Source organism: Achromobacter sp. MUI-25009338 (assembly GCF_057359325.1).
Genome location: NZ_CM170627.1, coordinates 5338846 through 5357237, shown reverse-complemented (window position 1 = coordinate 5357237; position 18392 = coordinate 5338846). Strand labels below are relative to the sequence as shown.

The window sequence follows — 18392 nt, the reverse complement described above, 5'->3', positions numbered from 1 at the left end:
AGATGGCGAAGGTCTCTATCGAAAACATCCGCAAGCAGTTCGGGCAGGCGGTGGCGGTATCCGATTTCTCGCTGGAGATCGGCGACGGCGAACTGGTGGCGTTCCTGGGCCCCAGCGGCTGCGGCAAGACCACCACGCTGCGCATGATCGCCGGCTTCATCGCGCCCACGGCCGGACGCATCCGCATCGGCGACACCGACGTGACGCGCCTGCCGGTGCACAAGCGCGACACGGGCATGGTGTTCCAGCGCTATGCGCTGTTTCCGCACATGACGGTGGCCGAGAACGTGGCCTTCGGGCTGGAGATGCACAAGGTTCCCAAGGCCGACCGCGACGCCAGGATCAGGCGCGTGCTGGACATGGTGCGCATGAGCGAGCTGCGCGAGCGTTATCCGCGCCAGCTCTCCGGCGGGCAGCAGCAGCGCGTCGCGATCGCGCGCGCGCTGGCCATCGAGCCCAAGGTGTTCCTGCTCGACGAGCCCTTGTCCAACCTGGACGCCAAGCTGCGCGTGGAAGTGCGCGAGGAGATCCGCGCGCTGCAGCAGCGCCTGGGCCTGACCACGGTATTCGTCACGCACGACCAGGAAGAGGCGCTGGCGATCGCCGACCGCATGGCCATCATGCACGACGGCATCGTGCAGCAGGTCGGCTCGCCGGACACGCTGTACGAGCGGCCGGCCAATCTGTTCGTGGCCGATTTCCTGGGCAAGATGAATGTGTTCAAGGGGCGCGGCGAAGCCGGCAACGTCTTCCAGACCGACGCCGGCCAGCGCATCGCGGCTCCCGGCGGCGCCGGCGCCACGCACCTGGGCGTGCGCCCCGAGCGCGTGAGCCTGCGCGCGCAGCCGGCCGGCGGCAACGCACTGGCGGGCGTGGTCGAGTCCTCGCTGTACCTGGGTTCGGTGCTGGAGGTGCGGGTGCAGCTGGAAGGCGGCGAGCGCATGCTCAGCCAGGTCGTCAACGCCGGCGCGCGCCAGGCGCAGCCGGCGGCCGGCGAGCGCGTCTACGCGTGCTTCGAGCCGGACGACTGCGTGGCGTTCACGCAATAGGAGCCGCCATGACGACCGCGACGCAGAACGGGCCCCGCCGGGGCTGGCTGGGGCCGGGGCTGGCGTTTCCGGCCTCGCTGGTGGTGCTGGCCATCATCATGGTGCCCATCCTGCAGCTGGCGCGCTACAGCTTCAACCGTTTCGATCCCGCGGAGCTGATGCAGTCCGCCTTCACCTTCGACAACTACGCCAAGTTCTTCGGCGACCCCTACTACCGCGACGTATTCCTGACGACGCTGGGCATCGCCGGGCTGTGCACCGTGCTGGCGCTGGTGCTGGGCTTTCCGGTGGCGTATTTCCTGGCGCGCACGCAAAGCCGCTACAAGAGCCTGTTCGTGATCCTGCTGGTGTTTCCGCTGATGGTGGGCAACGTGGTGCGCGCCGCCGGCTGGATGGTGGCGCTGGGCAACGCCGGGGTGGTGAACGCCGTGCTGCAGGCAATGGGCCTGATCGACGGGCCGCTGACCATGATGTACACGCCCACGGCCGTGGTGATCGGCACCACCGCCGTGGTCATGCCGTACCTGATCCTGACGCTGCAAAGCGTGCTCGAAGGCATGGACCTGTCGGTGGAAGAGGCCGCGCGCAACGTGGGCGCCAGCTTTTTCACCACGCTGCGCCGCATCGTGCTGCCGATCGCCGCGCCCGGCGTGGCGGCCGGCACCATGCTGGTGTTCATCCTGTGCATGAACGCCTATGCCACGCCGGTGCTGCTGGGCGGCTCCGGCCTGACCATGATGGCGCCGGCGCTGTACGACCAGATCACCAAGGCCTCGAACTGGCCGTTCGGCGCCGCGCTGGCCGTGGTGCTGGTCTGCGGCACCCTCGTCATCGCCCTGATTTCCAACTGGCTGATCCATCGCCGCTACCTCAAGACCATGGCGTCCTGAGTCCGGCGCCACACAAGGAATTCCTCATGGCTTCTGTACTGTTCAAGAACGCGAACCTGCTCGATCCCTTGCAGGCGGAATTGCTGGAAGGCCAGCACGTGCTGGTCGAGGACGGCGTCATCAAGGAAGTCTCCGACCGGCCGATCGCGGCGGCGTCGGCGCGCGTGATCGACGCCGCCGGCCGCACGCTCATGCCGGGGCTGATCGACCTGCACGCGCACGTGATGGCCACGCAGCTCAACCTCAGCGCCCAGGGCGTGCTGCCCGACGCGCTGGTGATGATGCGCGCCGTGCCCATCATGGCCGCGATGCTGCGCCGCGGCTTCACCACCGTGCGCGACGCGGGCGGCGCGGGCTGGGGCCTGAAGTGCGCCGTCAACGAAGGCACGGTCCAGGGGCCGCGCCTGTTCATCTCGGGCCGCGCCATCAGCCAGACCGGCGGCCACGGCGACCCGCGGCCGCGCTCCGACCATCTGCGCCCCATGAGCTTCTGCGGCTGCTGCTTCCGCGCCGGCGACATCGGCCGCGTGGCCGACGGCATCGACGATGTGCGCAAGGCGGTGCGCCAGGAACTGCAGATGGGCGCCGACCAGATCAAGATGATGGCCTCCGGCGGCGTGGCCTCGCCGACCGACCCGATCGCGTCCTACGGCTATTCGGAAGATGAAATCCGCGTGATCGTCGAGGAGGCGGCCGGCCGCCAGACCTATGTGATGGCGCACTCCTACACGGCCGACGCCATCGAGCGCGCCGTGCGCAACGGCGTGCGCACCATCGAGCACGGCAACCTGGTCGACGAACGGGTGGCGCGCTACATGGCCGAGCGCGGCGCCTTCGTCGTGCCCACGCTGGTCACCTACGAAGCGCTGGCCAACGAGGGCGCCGACTACGGCCTGCCGCCGGACTCGGTGGCCAAGATCGCCACCGTGCGCACCGCGGGCCTGCATTCGCTGGAAATCTACAAGAAGGCCGGCGTGAAAATCGGCTTCGGCTCGGACCTGCTGGGGCCGTCGCAGCGCCTGCAGAGCGACGAGTTCCGCATCCGCGCCGAGGTGCTGACGCCGCAGGAAGTGATCCAGTCCGCCACCACCACCGCCGCCGAGGTGCTCAACCAAGTGGGGCAGCTGGGGCGCATCCAGGCCGGCGCGCTGGCCGACGTGCTGCTGGTCGACGGCAATCCGTACCGCGACCTTTCCTGCCTGCTGGGCCAGGGCGAACACCTCGCGCTCATCATGAAGGGCGGCGTCATCGAACACGACGGACTGGGGGCATAGGCGCCATGAGCGATCCCACGCAACTGCAATCCGAAGTCGGCGAAGAGTCGCGCGACGTCAACGCCGCCAAGGGCTGGCATCCGCCTTCGGCGCCGGCGCCGCGCGACCGCGGGCTGGGCCCGTTTCCGCGCCTGATCCTGCGCGGCGCCACCGTGATCGACGGCACCGGCGCGCCGCCCTGGGGCCCGGTGGACATCGTGATCGAGAACGAGCGGATCACGGCGCTGGTCAACGTGGGCACGCCGCACAAACCCATCGACCCCAAGCGGCGTCCCGGCCCGGGCGACCACGAGATCGACTGCCACGGCAAGTTCGTCACGCCGGGTTTCGTGGATGCGCACGCGCACATCGGCACGCCGTACCACGCCATGAGCGGCATCGTGCCGCCGGCCGACTACATCTACCGGCTGTGGCTGGCGCACGGCGTGACCACGGTGCGGGAAATGGGCGCCATGGGCGGGCTGGGCTGGACGCTGGAGCAGCGCGAGCTGTCGGCGGCCAACAAGATCGCCGCGCCGCGCATGATCGTGCATTCGGTGTTCCCCGCGGTCAACGACCGGGTCAAGACCATCCACACGCCTGAGCAGGGGCGCGAGTGGGTGCGCAAGCTGGCCGCGCGCGGCGCCGACGGCATCAAGTTCTTCGGCGCGCCGCCGGCCATCATGCAGGCCGCGCTGGACGAGGCGGCGCAGCTGGGCCTGCGCTCGGGCTGCCACCATGCGCAGATGGCCGTCACCCGCGTCAACGCGCTGAAGTCGGCGCGCTGGGGCCTGACCAGTTCCGAGCACTACTACGGCCTGCCCGAGGCCTTGTTCGAGGACCGCGTGGTGCAGTCGTTTCCCACCGACTACAACTACAGCGACGAGTACTACCGCTTCGCCGCCGCCGGGCAGACCTTCATGCAGGCCGCCCAGCCGGGTTCGGCAAAATGGCGCGAGGTCATGGACAGTTTCCTGGAACTGGGCCACACCTTCGTGCCCACCTTCAACATCTACGACGCCAACCGCGACCTGATGCGCGCGCGCCGCGCCGACTGGCACGACCAGTACACCTGGAAGGCGGTGTGGAAATACTTCCAGCCGCAGCGCGGCGGGCACGGCGCCTACTGGTACCGCTGGAGCACCACCAACGAGATCGAGTGGAAGCAGAACTACCGCCTGTGGATGCAGTTCATCAACGAGTACAAGAACCAGGGCGGGCGCGTGTGCGCCGGCAGCGACTCGGGCTTCATCTACCAGATCTACGGCTTCGGCTTCATCCGCGAACTGGAACTGCTGCAGGAAGCGGGCTTTCATCCCATCGAAGTGCTGCGCGCCGCCACCTCGCAGAGCGCGGCGCTGCTGGGCATCGACGACGACACCGGCTCCATCGACGTGCAGAAGCGCGCCGACCTGCTGATCCACAACCAGAATCCGCTGACCGACTTCAAGCTGCTGTTCGGCACCGGCGCCATGCGCCTGAACGACGAGACCGCGCAGGTCGAATGGCAGCGCTGCCTGGAGACCACGATCAAGTCCGGCGTGGTGTACGACACGGCCGAACTGCTGGCCGACGTGCGCGACATGGTGCGCGACAGCTGGGCGGGCGATCCGGACGGCGAACGTCCGCCCTTGGGCGGCTCGCCCGCCGGTTCGCCGTGCGACGACGGACAGGCGGCGCCCTGACATGGCGGTCGATCTGTTCCTGCTTTGCGGGTTCCTGGGCAGCGGCAAGACCACGCTGCTGGTGGACTACCTGCGCACCGGCGCGGCCGATACCGGCGTGATCGTCAACGAGGCGGGCGAGGTCGGCGTGGACGGGGCCATCGTCGCCAACGACAGCGACAGCGTGCCGATGACCCTGCTGGCCAACGGCTGCGTCTGCTGCTCGCTGCGCAGCGACCTGGTCCATACGCTGAGCGCGCTGCTGGACGCGCCGCGCCCGTCCGGCGCCGGGCCGCTCAAGCGCGTCATCCTGGAGTGCAGCGGCCTGTCGCGCCCCGGGCCGGTGATCGCGTCGCTGGCCGATCCGGAGCTGGCCAGGCGCGGCCTGCGGCTGACAGTGGTCTGCACCGACGACTGCGGACGCGATCCCGATGCGCTGGCCGAAATGGACGAGGCCATGGCGCAGTTCGGCGCGGCCCATCGCATCGTGCTGACCAAGACCGATCTGCTGCCCGCGGCGGCCCTTGCCCAACGCGCGGCGCGCGCCGCCGCGCTCAATCCGCTGGCCGCGGTCATCGCCGAGCCGGACCGCGAGCGCGCCGTGGCGGCGGCGTTCGCGCCTGCGCAGGGCACGGCCGATCTGGCCGCGCTGGCCGCGCACATGCTGGCCGCCGGCGGCGCGGCGGCGGCGCATCCGCGCATCCGCGTCATGGCGGCGCGCGCCCGCGCCGGCATCAGCTGGACGGACTTTTCGGAATGGCTGGACGACCTGGCCGGCTTTTGCGGCGAGCGCCTGCTGCGCGTCAAGGCCGTGGTGCGGGTCAGCGACTGCGCCGAGCCCATCCTGATCCAGTCGGTCGGCGCCACCTTCAGCGCGCCGCAGCGCCTGACGCGCCAACCCGACGCGCGCGACGCCATCATCGTCATCGCCCGCGACATCGACGCCGAGGCGATCCGGGCCTGGGCGCCCGCCGCGCCGGTGGAGATGCTTGCCTGATTTTTCGCAGTAAACCGTCAGTTCTCTTCGATACGAGGTCGTTATGCAAGACAAAAACCTGACTCGCCGTGGCTTCATCAAGACGGCCTCCGGCCTGGCGCTGGCTCCCGCCCTGGGCTGGGTGCCGGGCATGGCGCAAGCCGCAGGCAAGGAAATCGTCGTGGGGACCTGGGGCGGCGACTACCAGAACCTGCTGCAGCAAATCATCAATCCCATCGTCGGCAAGGACGGCGTGAACGTGGTGTACGACACCGGCAACGCCGTGGGCCGCGTGACCAAGCTGCGCGCCGAAAAGAATTCGCGCCGCGGCAGCATGGACGTGGCGCTGCTGGGCGAAGTGGACATGTACGACGCCGAGCGTTCGGGCGCGCTGGCGCCGCTGGACACCGCCAAGCTGCCCAACCTGGCGCACGCCATCGGCGCGTTGAAAACGCCGTATTCTATCCCGCACATCTTCAGCGCGATGACGCTGGTCTACAACACCGAAAAATTCCCTACTCCGCCGGATTCGCTGGAGGTGCTGCTGGACCCGAAATGGAAGGGGCAGGTGGGCTTCTCGGACATCCTGTACCTGTACAACGCCGTGTTCGTCGGCCTGGGCGCGGGCGGCGACACCAAGAGCTTCGAAGGCGGCAAGCGCTTCCTGGCCAAGCTCAAGCCCAACGCGCCGCGGATCTATCCGTCCAACGAGGCGGTGGCGGCGGCCTTCAAGTCGGGCGAGATTGCGATTGCCTGCATGTGGAAGGCGCGCGCGCTGCAATGGCGCGACAGTGGCCTGCCGCTGGGTTTCGTGATCCCGAAGGAAGGTTCGGTGCCGGTGGCGTTCGAGGCCGCCGTGGCCAAGAACAGCCGCAACAAGGACGCGGCCTGGGCATACCTGAACGCCATGCTCGATCCGCAGGGCCAGATCGCGTTCGCCGAGAAGATGGGCTATGCGCCCACCGTCACCAACGCCACGCTGCCCGAGCCGCTCAAGCGCGTGGGCTTCTCGGACGCCGAGGTCAAGCTGCTGCACGCCTACGACCTGAAGGGCCTGACCGAAAAGAAGGCCGACATCCTGGAATTCTGGAACAAGGAATTCAAGGCGGGCTGAGCGCGCCGGCTTGCCGCAAAAGGGCGTCCCGCAAGGCCGGGGGGCGCCTTTTTTTTGTCCGCAGTGATTGAGATGTTATATCATTCGATTCTCATTTGTAATGATATAACATTTAGAGGATCATCATGCGTGGCAAAAAGCAAGGGCGGGAACATGGACGGGAGTTTCGCGGCAGGCTGGCGCCGCTGGCCTGCGCGCTGATGCTGGCCGCGCCGGCGGCCCAGGCGCAGGAAGAGGGCGCGGCGACGCTGGCGCCCATTACGGTGTCGGCCAATCCGCTGGGCCTGGACCTGAACAGCACCACGCTGCCGGCCTCGGTGCTGGAAGGCGGCGAGCTGACCGAGCAGCGCACCGGGACGCTGGGCGAGACCCTGAAAAACCTGCCCGGGGTCAATAGCGACACGTTCGGGGCCGGCGCCAGCCGTCCGGTGATCCGCGGCCAGACCGCGCCGCGCGTGAAGGTCCTGTCCGACGGTTCCGAAGTGATGGACGCGTCCAGTATCTCTCCCGACCACGCCGTGACGGTCGAGCCGCTGCTGGCCGAGCGCATCGAAGTGCTGCGCGGCCCGGCCACGCTGCTGTATGGCGGCGGCGCCATCGGCGGGGTGGTCAACGTGGTGGACAAGAAAGTCCCCACCGCGGTGCCCGAGCGCGGCGTCGAAGCCGAGGCCGAGCTGCGCGGCGCCACCGGCACGCGCGAACGGTCGGGCGCGGTCGGCATCACGGCCGGAGCCGACAATTTCGCCGTGCGGGTCGAGGGCCTGAAGCGGCGCAGCAGTGACTACGACGTGCCGGACTGGCCCGGCGGCAAGCTGGAAGGCTCGTACAGCGAATCCTCGCAGGGCTCGGTCGGCATGTCGTGGATCACGCCGCGCGGCTATGTCGGCCTGGCTTTCACGCACCTGGAAAGCAAGTATGGGCTGCCCGGGCACAACCACGAATACGAAGGCTGCCACCCGCATGGCACGCACCTGCATTGCGGCGGCCATGATCACGGCGAGGAGGAGGACGGCCACGATCACGATCACGAGCATGAGCACGGCGACGTGCCCTACGTGAAGCTGCGCAGCAACCGCCTGGACCTGCGCGCCGAATACCAGGATCCGTTCGCGGGCTTTGAAAAAATCCGCCTGCGCGGCGGCCTGACCGACTACCAGCACGACGAGATCGAAGGCGGCGAGGTTGGCACCCGCTTCAAGAACAAGGGCTACGACCTGCGCCTGGAACTGCAGCACAAGCCGGTGGCGGGCTGGCGCGGCGTGGTCGGGTTGCAGAACGCCTACAGCGATTTCAGCGCCGACGGCGAAGAGGCGTTCCTGCCGCGCAGCACGACCCGTTCCTACGGCCTGTTCGTGCTGGAGGAATACCAGTTGAACGACTGGCGTTTCGAGCTGGGCGCGCGCCAGGACTGGCAGCGCATTTCGCCGGCGGACGGCAACCCCCGCAGCAGCCTGTCGGGCACCTCGTTCTCGGCCGCGGCCATCTGGGACTTCGCGCCGCAGTACTCGCTGGCGCTGTCGCTGTCGCGCTCGCAGCGCCTGCCCAGCGCGCAGGAGCTTTATGCCGACGGCGTGCACCTGGCCACCAACACCTATGAACTGGGCAACCCGGACCTGGGCCGCGAGACCTCGCACAACATCGACCTGACCCTGCGCAAGCACACCGGCGACACCACGTTCTCGGCCAGCGTGTTCCACAACCGGGTGAAGAACTACATCTATGCCGACACGCTGGACCGCTACGAGGACTTCCGCCTGATCGAGTACGCCCAGCGCGACGCCGAATTCACCGGCGTGGAAGGCGAGCTGCGCCACCAGTTCACCCCGGTGTTCTCGGCCGCCGTGTTCGGCGACTACGTGCGCGGCAAGCTGACCGGCGGCGAGGGCAACCTGCCGCGGATTCCGGCGGCCCGCGCCGGCGTGCGCGGCAACGTCAAATGGGGGCCGTGGTCGGGCGGCGTGGAGTACGCGCGCGTGTTCGCGCAGAAGGACATCGCGGCCTATGAAGACAGCACGCCCGGCTACAACATGGTCAATGCGGTGGTGGCCTACCGCGGCCAGTACGGCGGCGCGGGTTACGAGGTCTACCTGCGCGGCACCAATCTGCTGAACCGCCTGGCCTATAACCATGCGTCCTTCATTTCCTCGGTGGCGCCGCTGCCCGGACGCAGCGTGCTGCTGGGCGTGCGGATGACATACTGAGGCAGCCGTTGTGCTATTTTCCAGCCATGCCGCCCGGTCCGGAGTCCGCCATGCTGAAGTTCGCCGCCAATCTCTCGATGCTGTATCCGGAACTCGCGTTCCTGGACCGCTATGAGGCCGCCGCGGCCGACGGCTTCGCGGGGGTGGAATGCATGTTCCCGTACGAGGCGCCGGCCGCGCTGGTGCGCGAACGCATCGACGCGGCCGGCGTCGCCCAGGTGCTGTTCAACGCGCCGCCGGGCGTGGCCGGGCGCGGCGAGCGCGGCCTGGCCGCCTTGCCCGGACGCCGGGACGAGTTCCAGGCCGGGATCGAGCTGGCCCTGTCCTACGCCACGACGCTGGCCTGCCCCAACGTGCACGTGATGGCGGGCCTGGCGCCGCAGGGCGCATCGCGCGAGGCCATGCTGGACTGCTATCGGGAGAACCTGGACTGGGCCGCGCGCCAGGCGCGTTCGGCCGGCGTCAACGTGCTGATCGAACCCATCAACACGCGCGACATCCCCGGTTATTTCCTGAACCGCCAGGAAGACGCGCACGCCGTGGTCCAGGCCGTCAACGCGACCAACCTGAAAGTGCAGATGGACCTCTACCACTGCCAGATCGTCGAAGGCGACGTCACCGCCCGGCTGCGCCAGTACCTGCCCACCGGGCGGGTCGGCCATCTGCAGATCGCCGGCGTGCCGCTGCGCCAGGAGCCGGACCGCGGCGAACTGGACTACGGCTGGGTGTTCGGGGTGCTGCGCGAGCTGGGCTACGACGGCTGGATCGGCTGCGAATACCGCCCGGCCGGCGCCACGTCCTCCGGCCTGCGCTGGCTGGCGGCCGCGCGCGCCTGACGCGCGCGGCGCGGCATGCGTAACAGGCGGCGCAAGGTGTAACGGCGGCGTGCGCGCCGGCGGCGCAAGCGTACGATGAAGCCATGTCGATCCTGCCCGGCGCGCCCGGGCGAGGAGCCTATCATGTCTCTGATCGTAGCTGCCCGCTTCGAGGGCTTCGAAGCGGCCCAGGCCGCGGCCGCGCGCCTGTCCGCCAACGGTTTCCCAGACTGGGACGTCAACATCTTCTATGTCAATCCGGCCGGCGAGCATGGCCGCTATCCGCTGGGCGGCGACCGCCGTTCGGACCCGGACGCGGGCCGCGCCGACATGGGCGCCTTTCTGGGCGCCGGCGGCATGGGGGCGGGGTTCGCGGTGTTCGGCGGCTTCGTGATGTCGGAGCTGAGCGACTCCACGCCGCTGATCCTGGCGGCCGCGGGCGTGGGCGCCTATCTCGGCTCGCTTTTCGGCGCGCTGTGGGTGACCGGCCACGGCAGCACCCAGCACGGCTATTTCAATCCCGATGCGCACGCCGAGATCCGCCAGGCCGGCGTCATGGTGGCGGTGCGCGCGCGCCCGCAACGTGAGCTGCTGGCCTGCCGCGTGCTGCGCGACGCCGGCGGCGCCGACGTCGAACACGCCAACGGCCGCTGGCGCAATAACCATTGGGAAGACTTCGACCCGCTGCGGCCGCCCCAGCGGGAAGTGGGTTTCGGCTAAGACCCGGTTTGGCGCCGGCGCGCGTTCTGGCGGCGGGCCGTGGCCGCGCAGCCGGCCGAGGCCACGATGATGCCGCCGATGGCCAGCCATTGCGTCTTGTCCGGGTGCTCGTTGAGCACCACCACGCCGGCCAGCGCGCCCATGGCCGGCTCCATGCTGAGCAGCACGCCGAAGGTCTTTTGCGGCAGGCGCTTGAGCGCCACCATTTCCAGCGAATAGGGCAGGGCGCTGGACAGGATGCCGACGGCGATGCCGGCCAGGATCAGCTTGGGGTCGAGCAGGGCCGCGCCGGCATGCACGGCGCCGATGGGCAGCGCCACCAGCGCGGCCGCCGTCAGGCCCAGCGAGGTCGCCTGCCCGCCGTGCACGTTGCCGGCCATCTTGCCGAAGATGATGTACAGCGCCCAGCACACCGCCGCGCCCAGCGCGTAGGCGATGCCGACGGGGTCCAGGTCGTGCACCGACTGGCCCGTGGGAATCAGCAGCACCAGGCCGGCGGCCGCGCAGGCGATCCAGACGAAGTCGATGGCGCGCCGCGACAGCGCCACGGCCAGGGTCAGCGGCCCGGTGAATTCGATGGCGATCGCCACGCCCAGCGGCAGCGTGCGCAGCGCCATGTAGAACAGCAGGTTCAGGCAGGCCAGCGTCACGCCGTACAGCGCGATCTTGCCGGCGTCGCGGCGCGTGAGCGGAAAGCGCCACGGCCGCCAGAACGCCAGCAGGATCAGCGCGCCGATGGCGATCCGGTAGGCGGTGGTGCCCTGCGCGCCCACCAGGGGGAAAAGCGACTTGGCGAAGGACGTGCCGATGCACAGCGACGCCATCGCGCCGATCAGCGAGAGGGTGGGCAGCAGGGTGGACGGGGAGGCGTTGCGGCCGGTGTTCAAGGTTGCGGTGGTCATGGAAAAAGGCGGCGCGGGCGGATCAGGGCAGGGTTGCGGTGGTGGAATACAGCACGTACAGCGCCAGGGCCAGCATGATGGCTCCCAGCAGGCCTTGCTGCGTGCGCAGGAACCACGGATTGCGGCCGACCCAGCCGCGGATGCGCGAGGCGCCGTAGGCGAAGCCGCTGCCATAGGGCAGGCTGAGCGCCTTCATGGTGATGCCCAGCACCAGCATCTGTATCCAGACCGGCCCGTTTTCCGGACTGGTGAACTGCGGCAGGAACGCGATCATGAAAAGCAGCACCTTGGGGTTCAGCAGATTGGTCATGAAGCCCTGCCAGAACGCGTCGCGCGCATCGCCCGGGCGCGCCGCCAGCGACACCTCGGCCGAGCGGGCGCAGCGCACGATGGCCTTGACGCCCAGATAGCCCAGGTACAGGCCGCCGGCGGCCTTGATCCCGACGAACAGGGAAGGAAAGGCCCGCAGCACCGAAGCCAGCCCCAGCACCACCGCCGGCACCTGGATGAGCCCGGCGGCGACGTTGCCCAGCACGCTGTGGAAGGCGGGCCGGAACCCCTGCGTCATCCCCCGCGTGAGGGTCAGCGCCATGTCGGGGCCGGGCGTGAGCTTGAGCGCCGCGTCGGCGGCGAGAAATAGCAGGAAAAGCTGGAGTGACGGCATGATACGAGGGAGCGGCCCGCCCGCGGCGCGGACGGAGGGCTCCAAGTGTAAGCAAGCCGGCTGATTAATTCCTGCATCCGGAGGCGTCGCAATGAGGTTTCCCGTCGAAATGGGGGCGGATTGCGGCGCGGCTCGGCTTAGAATCGACGGCGGGCCCGTCCCGCCCGCTTTCAACACGTTCCGAGACCTTTATGGAACTAGACGATTTCGATCTCCAGATCCTGCAAAGCCTGCAGGAAGACAACCAGCGCACCAGCCAGGAGGTCGCGCAGCGCGTGAACCTGTCGCCGGCGTCCTGCCTGCGCCGGATGAAGCGGCTGCGCGAGACCGGCGTGGTCATGGGCGACGTGTCCGTGGTCGACCCGGCCGCCGTCGGACGCGGAATCATGATGGTGGTGCTGGTCACGCTGGAGAGCGAGCGCGCCGACAAGCTGGACCATTTCAAGCGCGCCATGCTGGGGGCGTCGGAAATCATGCAATGCCTGTCGGTCACCGGGGACGTCGATTTCGTGCTCACCCTCACCATGCGCGACATGGACGAATACGAGGCCTTCGCCCAGCGCCATTTCTGGGGCAACCCCAACGTCAAGCGCTTCTCCACCCTGGTGGTGATGAACCGGGCCAAATACGGGATGACGGTCCCGATCGGCTGAGGCCGGAACGCGGCGCTCGCTCGCGACATCCAACCCCATATGCAAGCGCGTTTCGCGCCATTCCGGCGCGCCGCCACGCCTGCATCCATCGTCTTGGGGGGTGAAATGAAAGCGATTCAGACTACATGGTTCTGTGCCCTGGTCCTGGCCGGCGCCAGCGCGTTCGCGCACGGCAACGGCCCGACCGACCCGCAGATCGCGGCCATCGTCGTGGTGGCCAACCAGGTGGACGTGGACGCCGGCAAGCTGGCGCAGCAGAAATCCGACGCCAAGGAAGTCCGCGAGTTCGCCGCGCTGATGGTCACCGACCATACGGCGGTGAACAAATCGGCCGGCGAACTGGTGCAGAAGCTCAAGGTCACGCCCGAGGCCAACCCTACCAGCGCCAGCCTGCAGAAAGGCGGCGACGAGAACCTGGCCAAGCTCAAGGGCCTGAAGGGCGCGGCGTTCGATAAGGCCTACGTCGACCACGAAGTGGCCTATCACGAGGCGGTCATCCAGGCCCTGGACGGCACCCTGATCCCGGGCGCACACAACGCCGAGCTCAAGGCCCTGCTGGTCCAGGTGCGGCCCGCGTTCATCGCGCACCTGGAGCATGCCCGCCAGTTGCAGAAGAGGCTCGCCGGTGGCTAGGGCGAACCTGCCCGCAGTGTGGCGGCGCGCCGGCGCCGCCGCGCTCTGCGCGGGCCTGCTGCTGGCCGGCGCGCCGGCGCGCGCCGCGGACGGATCGGCGGCCGAACACGTCGTGACCATGGAAGGCATGCGGTTCGTCCCGGCCACGCTGGCGGTGCGGCGCGGAGACCGGGTGACCTGGGTCAACAAGGACCTGGTGCCGCACACCGCCACCGCGCAGTCGAAGGCCTTCGATTCGGGGGCCATCGCCGCCGGCGCGTCCTGGACCTACACTGTCGACGAGACGGGCAGCATCGCCTATGTCTGCCTGTTCCATCCGACCATGCAGGCGACCCTGGTCGCGCAATGACGAGGCGGAGGTTGAACGCATGAACACCGTGGCGGCGCCGGCCGCAGTGCTGGCCGAAGAGAACGACCTGGCGCTCGCGCGCCGCATCGCGGCGGGCGAGGCCGCCGCGTTCGAACTGATGATGCGCCGCCACAACCGGCGGCTGTACCGCCTGGCGCGCGCCACCCTGCGCAACGACGCCGACGCCGAAGAGGCCTTGCAGGAAGCGTACCTGGCCGCGTACCGCTCGATCGCGCGGTTCCGCGGCGACGCCTCGCTTTTCACCTGGCTGTCGCGGCTGGTCCTGAACGAGTGCTATGGCCGCCTGCGCAAGCGCGGACGCCGCGAGGCGCTGTGCCCCATGGCCGACGACATCGAAGACGAGGCTGACGCGATGACGATCAACGACTTCGATCCGCCCTACCACGCGGCGGCGCGCGCGCAGCTGCGCGCCTTGCTGGAGGCGCGCCTGGACGCGCTGCCGGTCGCGTACCGGACCGTGTTCGTGCTGCGCGCCGTCGAGGAACTGTCCGTGGAGGAAACGGCGCGCAGCCTGGGCATTCCCGAGGCCACCGTGCGCAGCCGCCACTTCCGCGCCAACGCGCTGCTGCGCGAAGCGCTGTCGCACGATATCGACGCCACCGAAAAAAGCCTGTTCGAGTTCGACGGCGACGACTGCGACCGGCTGGTGGCGGCCACGCTGGCGCGCTTGCGCGCGTAAGCGGCGGCCGTTTTTTACCTGGCGCCGCGCAGCCGCAGCGCGTTGAAGATCACCGAGGCCGAACTCAGGCTCATGGCCAGCGCCGCGAGCATCGGCGACAGCAGCCATCCCGTGAACGGGTACAGCAGGCCCGCCGCTATCGGCACGCCGATGCCGTTGTAGACGAAGGCGAACATCAGGTTCTGCCGCATGTTGCGCACGGTGTCGATGGAAATCTGGCGCGACACCGCGATGCCGCGCAGATCGCCCTTGATCAGCGTGACCTGGCCGCTGTTCATGGCCACGTCGGTGCCCGTGCCCATGGCCACGCCGACGTCGGCGCGCGCCAGCGCCGGGGCGTCGTTGATGCCGTCGCCGGCCATCGCCACCACGTGGCCGTCCTGCTGCAGCTTTTCCACCAGGGCCAGCTTGTCCGACGGCTTGACCTCGCCATGCACCTCGTCGATGCCTAGCGCCGCGCCGACCGCCTGTGCGGTGGTCAGCCCGTCGCCGGTGGCCATCACGATGCGCAGGCCGCTGTCGTGCAGGCTCCGGATGGCCTCATGAGTGCTGGGCTTGATCGGGTCGGTCACGGCCAGGATGCCGGCGAAGCGCCCCTCCACCGCCAGGTGCATGATGCTGGCCCCTTCGCCGCGCAGGCGTTCGCCGTCGGCCTGGAGCGCGGCCACCGGCACGCCTTCCTGTTCCATCAGCGCCGTGTTGCCCAGCGCCAGGCGCCTGCCTTGCACCGTGCCGCGCACGCCGATGCCGCTGGCGGAGTCGAAATCCGCCGCCGGGGCCAGCGCCAGGCCCTGCTCGCGCGCCGCGCTGACGATGGCGTCGGCCAGCGGGTGTTCGCTGCCCTGGTCCAGGCTGGCCGCCAGCCGCAGCACCTCCTCCGGCGTATAGCCCTGCGCCGCGATCGCGACATCGAAAGCCGGCCGGCCTTCGGTCAGCGTGCCGGTCTTGTCCACGATCAGCGTGTCCACCTCGCGCATCTTCTCGATCGCGCCGGCGTCGCGAAACAGCACGCCCTGCGTGGCCGCGCGCCCAGTGGCCACCATCACCGACATGGGCGTGGCCAGCCCCAGCGCGCAAGGGCAGGCGATGATCAGCACCGCCACGGCGTTGATCAGGCCGAACACCCAGCTCGGCTCCGGCCCGAACAGGCCCCAGGCCAGCAGCGTGGCCAGCGCCACCAGCACCACCAGCACCACGAACTTGCCGGCCACCACGTCGGCCATGCGCTGCATCGGCGCCTTGGAGCGCTGGGCGGACGCGACCATCTGCACGATCTGGGCCAGCATGGTGGCCGAACCCACTTTCTCCGAGCGCATCACCAGCGTGCCGCTGGTGTTCAGCGTGGCCCCGATCAGCGCGTCGCCGGCGCGCTTGCTGACCGGAATCGGCTCGCCGGTCAGCATGGACTCGTCCACCGCGCTGCCGCCCTCGGTGACGACGCCGTCCACCGGAATCTTCTCGCCCGGACGCACCCGCAGCAGGTCGCCCACGTGCACGTGCGCAAGCGGCACGTCCTCTTCGCTGCCGTCGGCGTTGATGCGCCGCGCCGTCTTGGGCGCCAGGCCCAGCAGCGACTTGATCGCCGCCGAGGTCTGCGAACGGGCCTTCAGTTCCAGGATCTGCCCCAGCATGGTCAGCGAAATAATCACCACCGCGGCCTCGAAATACACCGCCACCCGGCCCATGGACATGAACGAATCGGGGAAAACGCCGGGCGCCAGCGTGGCGACGACGCTATAGACAAAGGCCGCCGCCGTGCCCAGGCCGATCAGCGTCCACATATTCGGGCTGCGCCGCGCGATCGACTGCCAGGCCCGCACGAAGAACGGCCAGCCCGTCCACAGCACCACCGGCAAGGAGAGCACCAGTTCCAGCCAGGACTGCGTCGCCATGTCGAACCAGCCCAGCCGGTGGCCGAACATCGCCAGCACCGTGACCGCCACCGTCAGCGGCAGCGTCCACCAGAAGCGCCGCTGGAAATCCCGCAGCTCGCCATCGTCCTCCGCCTCCAGCGGAATCAGCGGCTCCAGCGTCATGCCGCACTTGGGACAGTTGCCCGGATGATCCTGGCGGATCTCCGGATGCATGGGACAGGTGTAGATCGTGCCGGGCGGCGTCTCGGCCGGCGCCGGCGCTGGAGGCGTCGCCTGGTGGTGCGCGCTGTGCTGGGGGGAGTGCTGCGAATGATGCCGATGGTCCATGCCTGTCCCTCGAGTCCCGGAGCGGTGCCGCTCCCTGATTACGCAGAATTTCCAGTGTGACGGCGCGATGATGGCGCGGGGGTTACGTGGGGATTACTTTTTTGTAATCTTTTCCTAGGGATAGCGCTTGCATAAAATCGCTTCATCGGCGATATTCGTAATTCGCGAATAGCGAATATTGCTCTGAAATGGAACTAAAACCCCAGGACCTGCTCGTGTTGCTGAAGGTGGCCGCCCATCCGCCGCAGCGCTGGACCTATGCCGCGCTGGGCGCTGCGCTGTCCATGAGCGCCTCGGAAACCCACGCGAGTGTGCAGCGCGCCGTGGCGTCGGGCCTGGCCGTGGCGCCGGCACGCGGCCAATGGTCACCGATCCGGGCCAACCTTCTGGAGTTTGTCCTGCATGGCGTGCGCTACGTATGGCCCGCCATACCTGGGCCGGTCAAGCGTGGAGTACCGACGGCCTTCGGCGCCGAACCTCTGGCCAGCCAGTTGACGGCGGCGCCAGGCGAGGCCCCCGTCTGGGCACACCCCAAGGGCACATCCAAAGGCCCCACGCTTTCGCCGCTCTACCGCACAGCACCGCAGGCTGCGCTTGCGGACCCGGCCCTGCACCGCCTGCTGGCGTTGTTGGATGCCTTGCGCACGGGGCGCGCCCGCGAGCGTGCACTTGCGGCCAAACTGATGCAGGCCGAACTGATGCGTCTTGACGCAGGAGATGTCGATGCGAGCAGATGATCCTAACCTGCCCCACTTGCGCAGCATTGCCGAAGCGCTGGGCGACCTGCGCGAGCAAGTCGTATTCGTCGGAGGCGCCGTAGCAGGCTTGCTGATCACGGACCCATTGGCCGATCCCGTACGCGCCACGCGAGACGTGGACGCGGTGCTACAGGCTGATCGCGCCATGTTTCATCGCTTCGAAGAGTCCGTGGCGGCGCGCGGATTTGCACGCGATGTGAGCAGCGACGTCATTTGCCGATGGGTACACAAGGATTCTGGCGTGCTTTTCGACCTTATGCCCGTTCAGCCCGAGATTCTGGGTTTTTCCAATCGCTGGTACCCCTACGCGGTCGAGACCGCCGTCGCCACGGACCTGGGACGGGGCTTCACGATCCGGCTGATAAGCGCCGTGGCCTTTGTCGCCACCAAGCTGGAAGCTTTCGCTGGCCGAGGAGGCGGCGACCTCATGAATAGCCATGATCTGGAAGATGTGTTGAACATCATCGATGGGCGTGAGGAGCTGGCCGCAGAAATGGCCGCCGCGCCCGCCGAGTTGCGCCAGGCAGTGGGCGCCGCATTCGCGCGGCTGCTCAAGAATCCCGACTTTGCCAATGTTTTGCCAGGCCTTATTGCCGAGCCGGAGCGCGCCGGCCTCATCATGGAGCGGCTGAATACCCTGAGCCAGTAAGTTTGCGTCACGAGCAGCGGCGCATTCCGTGTCCCGGCGCACCGTCAGAAACCCGACAGGCCAAAGCAAAAATCCCCGCGCAAGGCGGGGATTCTGGAATTCTGGTGGCCTGGGGCGGAATCGAACCACCGACACAAGGATTTTCAATCCTCTGCTCTACCGACTGAGCTACCAGGCCAACGAAGTCCGCAACTATACACA

General features: G+C 68.5%; 18 protein-coding genes and 1 tRNA gene. 15 read left to right on the top strand and 4 right to left on the bottom strand.

Annotated features, from left to right (window positions below):
• The first annotated feature begins 2 nt into the window (after positions 1-2).
• The 9 genes from AC1IQ6_RS25305 (at position 3) to AC1IQ6_RS25265 (ending at position 10682) form a co-directional block, all read left to right on the top strand.
• Entirely contained in the window at positions 3-1049 is a 1047-nt protein-coding gene (locus tag AC1IQ6_RS25305; protein WP_111826803.1) for an ABC transporter ATP-binding protein, read from the top strand.
• Between the two features lie 8 nt (positions 1050-1057).
• On the top strand, positions 1058-1939 hold the full coding sequence (locus tag AC1IQ6_RS25300) for an ABC transporter permease (RefSeq protein ID WP_102775342.1): 882 nt from the start codon (positions 1058-1060) through the stop codon (positions 1937-1939).
• Positions 1940-1965: 26 nt separating this feature from the next.
• A complete protein-coding gene (locus AC1IQ6_RS25295) occupies positions 1966-3213 on the top strand; it encodes a metal-dependent hydrolase family protein (RefSeq protein WP_111826801.1) in 1248 nt (415 codons plus the stop codon).
• Between the two features lie 5 nt (positions 3214-3218).
• A complete protein-coding gene (locus AC1IQ6_RS25290) occupies positions 3219-4877 on the top strand; it encodes an amidohydrolase family protein (RefSeq protein ID WP_209166529.1) in 1659 nt (552 codons plus the stop codon).
• A 1-nt stretch (position 4878) separates the two neighbouring features.
• A complete protein-coding gene (locus AC1IQ6_RS25285; protein ID WP_479730590.1) occupies positions 4879-5853 on the top strand; it encodes a CobW family GTP-binding protein in 975 nt (324 codons plus the stop codon).
• Positions 5854-5896: 43 nt separating this feature from the next.
• A complete protein-coding gene (locus tag AC1IQ6_RS25280; RefSeq protein ID WP_102775346.1) occupies positions 5897-6946 on the top strand; it encodes an ABC transporter substrate-binding protein in 1050 nt (349 codons plus the stop codon).
• Positions 6947-7071: 125 nt separating this feature from the next.
• The gene (locus AC1IQ6_RS25275; protein ID WP_485865464.1) at positions 7072-9147 is read left to right on the top strand and encodes a TonB-dependent receptor domain-containing protein; all 2076 of its coding nucleotides are present in this window, start codon (positions 7072-7074) and stop codon (positions 9145-9147) included.
• A gap of 50 nt (positions 9148-9197) precedes the next feature.
• Positions 9198-9983 (top strand): 2-oxo-tetronate isomerase, encoded by a 786-nt coding sequence (gene otnI / locus AC1IQ6_RS25270; protein ID WP_111826798.1) that lies wholly within the window; start codon positions 9198-9200, stop codon positions 9981-9983.
• Positions 9984-10106: 123 nt separating this feature from the next.
• Entirely contained in the window at positions 10107-10682 is a 576-nt protein-coding gene (locus AC1IQ6_RS25265; protein WP_102775348.1) for a hypothetical protein, read from the top strand.
• Here the strand turns inward: AC1IQ6_RS25265 and AC1IQ6_RS25260 are convergent.
• Both AC1IQ6_RS25260 and AC1IQ6_RS25255 read right to left on the bottom strand, forming a co-directional pair.
• On the bottom strand, positions 10679-11584 hold the full coding sequence (locus AC1IQ6_RS25260) for an EamA family transporter (RefSeq protein WP_485865463.1): 906 nt from the start codon (positions 11582-11584) through the stop codon (positions 10679-10681). The genes AC1IQ6_RS25265 and AC1IQ6_RS25260 overlap by 4 nt on opposite strands.
• A 22-nt stretch (positions 11585-11606) precedes the next feature.
• Positions 11607-12248, bottom strand: a complete 642-nt coding sequence (locus AC1IQ6_RS25255) for a LysE family translocator (protein WP_485865462.1) — start codon at positions 12246-12248, stop codon at positions 11607-11609.
• A gap of 191 nt (positions 12249-12439) precedes the next feature.
• Between AC1IQ6_RS25255 and AC1IQ6_RS25250 the strand changes: the two genes are divergently transcribed.
• The 4 genes from AC1IQ6_RS25250 to AC1IQ6_RS25235 all read left to right on the top strand — a co-directional run bounded on the left by AC1IQ6_RS25250 (position 12440) and on the right by AC1IQ6_RS25235 (position 14583).
• The gene (locus AC1IQ6_RS25250; protein WP_111826796.1) at positions 12440-12901 is read left to right on the top strand and encodes an Lrp/AsnC family transcriptional regulator; all 462 of its coding nucleotides are present in this window, start codon (positions 12440-12442) and stop codon (positions 12899-12901) included.
• A 105-nt stretch (positions 12902-13006) separates the two neighbouring features.
• Positions 13007-13534, top strand: coding sequence for a DUF4142 domain-containing protein (locus tag AC1IQ6_RS25245; protein WP_102775351.1), 528 nt, complete (start codon positions 13007-13009; stop codon positions 13532-13534).
• A complete protein-coding gene (locus AC1IQ6_RS25240; protein WP_485865461.1) occupies positions 13527-13883 on the top strand; it encodes a cupredoxin domain-containing protein in 357 nt (118 codons plus the stop codon). The genes AC1IQ6_RS25245 and AC1IQ6_RS25240 overlap by 8 nt, the downstream gene beginning before the upstream one ends.
• Positions 13884-13902: 19 nt before the next feature.
• A complete protein-coding gene (locus AC1IQ6_RS25235; RefSeq protein WP_111826795.1) occupies positions 13903-14583 on the top strand; it encodes an RNA polymerase sigma factor in 681 nt (226 codons plus the stop codon).
• Positions 14584-14597: 14 nt separating this feature from the next.
• On the opposite strand, the gene AC1IQ6_RS25230 is transcribed toward AC1IQ6_RS25235, so the two are convergent.
• Entirely contained in the window at positions 14598-16784 is a 2187-nt protein-coding gene (locus AC1IQ6_RS25230) for a copper-transporting P-type ATPase (protein ID WP_485865460.1), read from the bottom strand.
• Positions 16785-16972: 188 nt separating this feature from the next.
• On the opposite strand from AC1IQ6_RS25230, the gene AC1IQ6_RS25225 reads away from it, so the two are divergent.
• Together AC1IQ6_RS25225 and AC1IQ6_RS25220 are read left to right on the top strand one after the other, a co-directional pair.
• Entirely contained in the window at positions 16973-17521 is a 549-nt protein-coding gene (locus tag AC1IQ6_RS25225; RefSeq protein ID WP_479730585.1) for a hypothetical protein, read from the top strand.
• Positions 17508-18191 (top strand): hypothetical protein, encoded by a 684-nt coding sequence (locus AC1IQ6_RS25220; RefSeq protein WP_485865459.1) that lies wholly within the window; start codon positions 17508-17510, stop codon positions 18189-18191. Before AC1IQ6_RS25225 ends, AC1IQ6_RS25220 begins: the two co-directional genes overlap by 14 nt.
• Before the next feature lie 102 nt (positions 18192-18293).
• Here the strand turns inward: AC1IQ6_RS25220 and AC1IQ6_RS25215 are convergent.
• Positions 18294-18369: transfer RNA gene (locus AC1IQ6_RS25215), tRNA-Phe, on the bottom strand.
• Positions 18370-18392 lie beyond the last annotated feature (23 nt).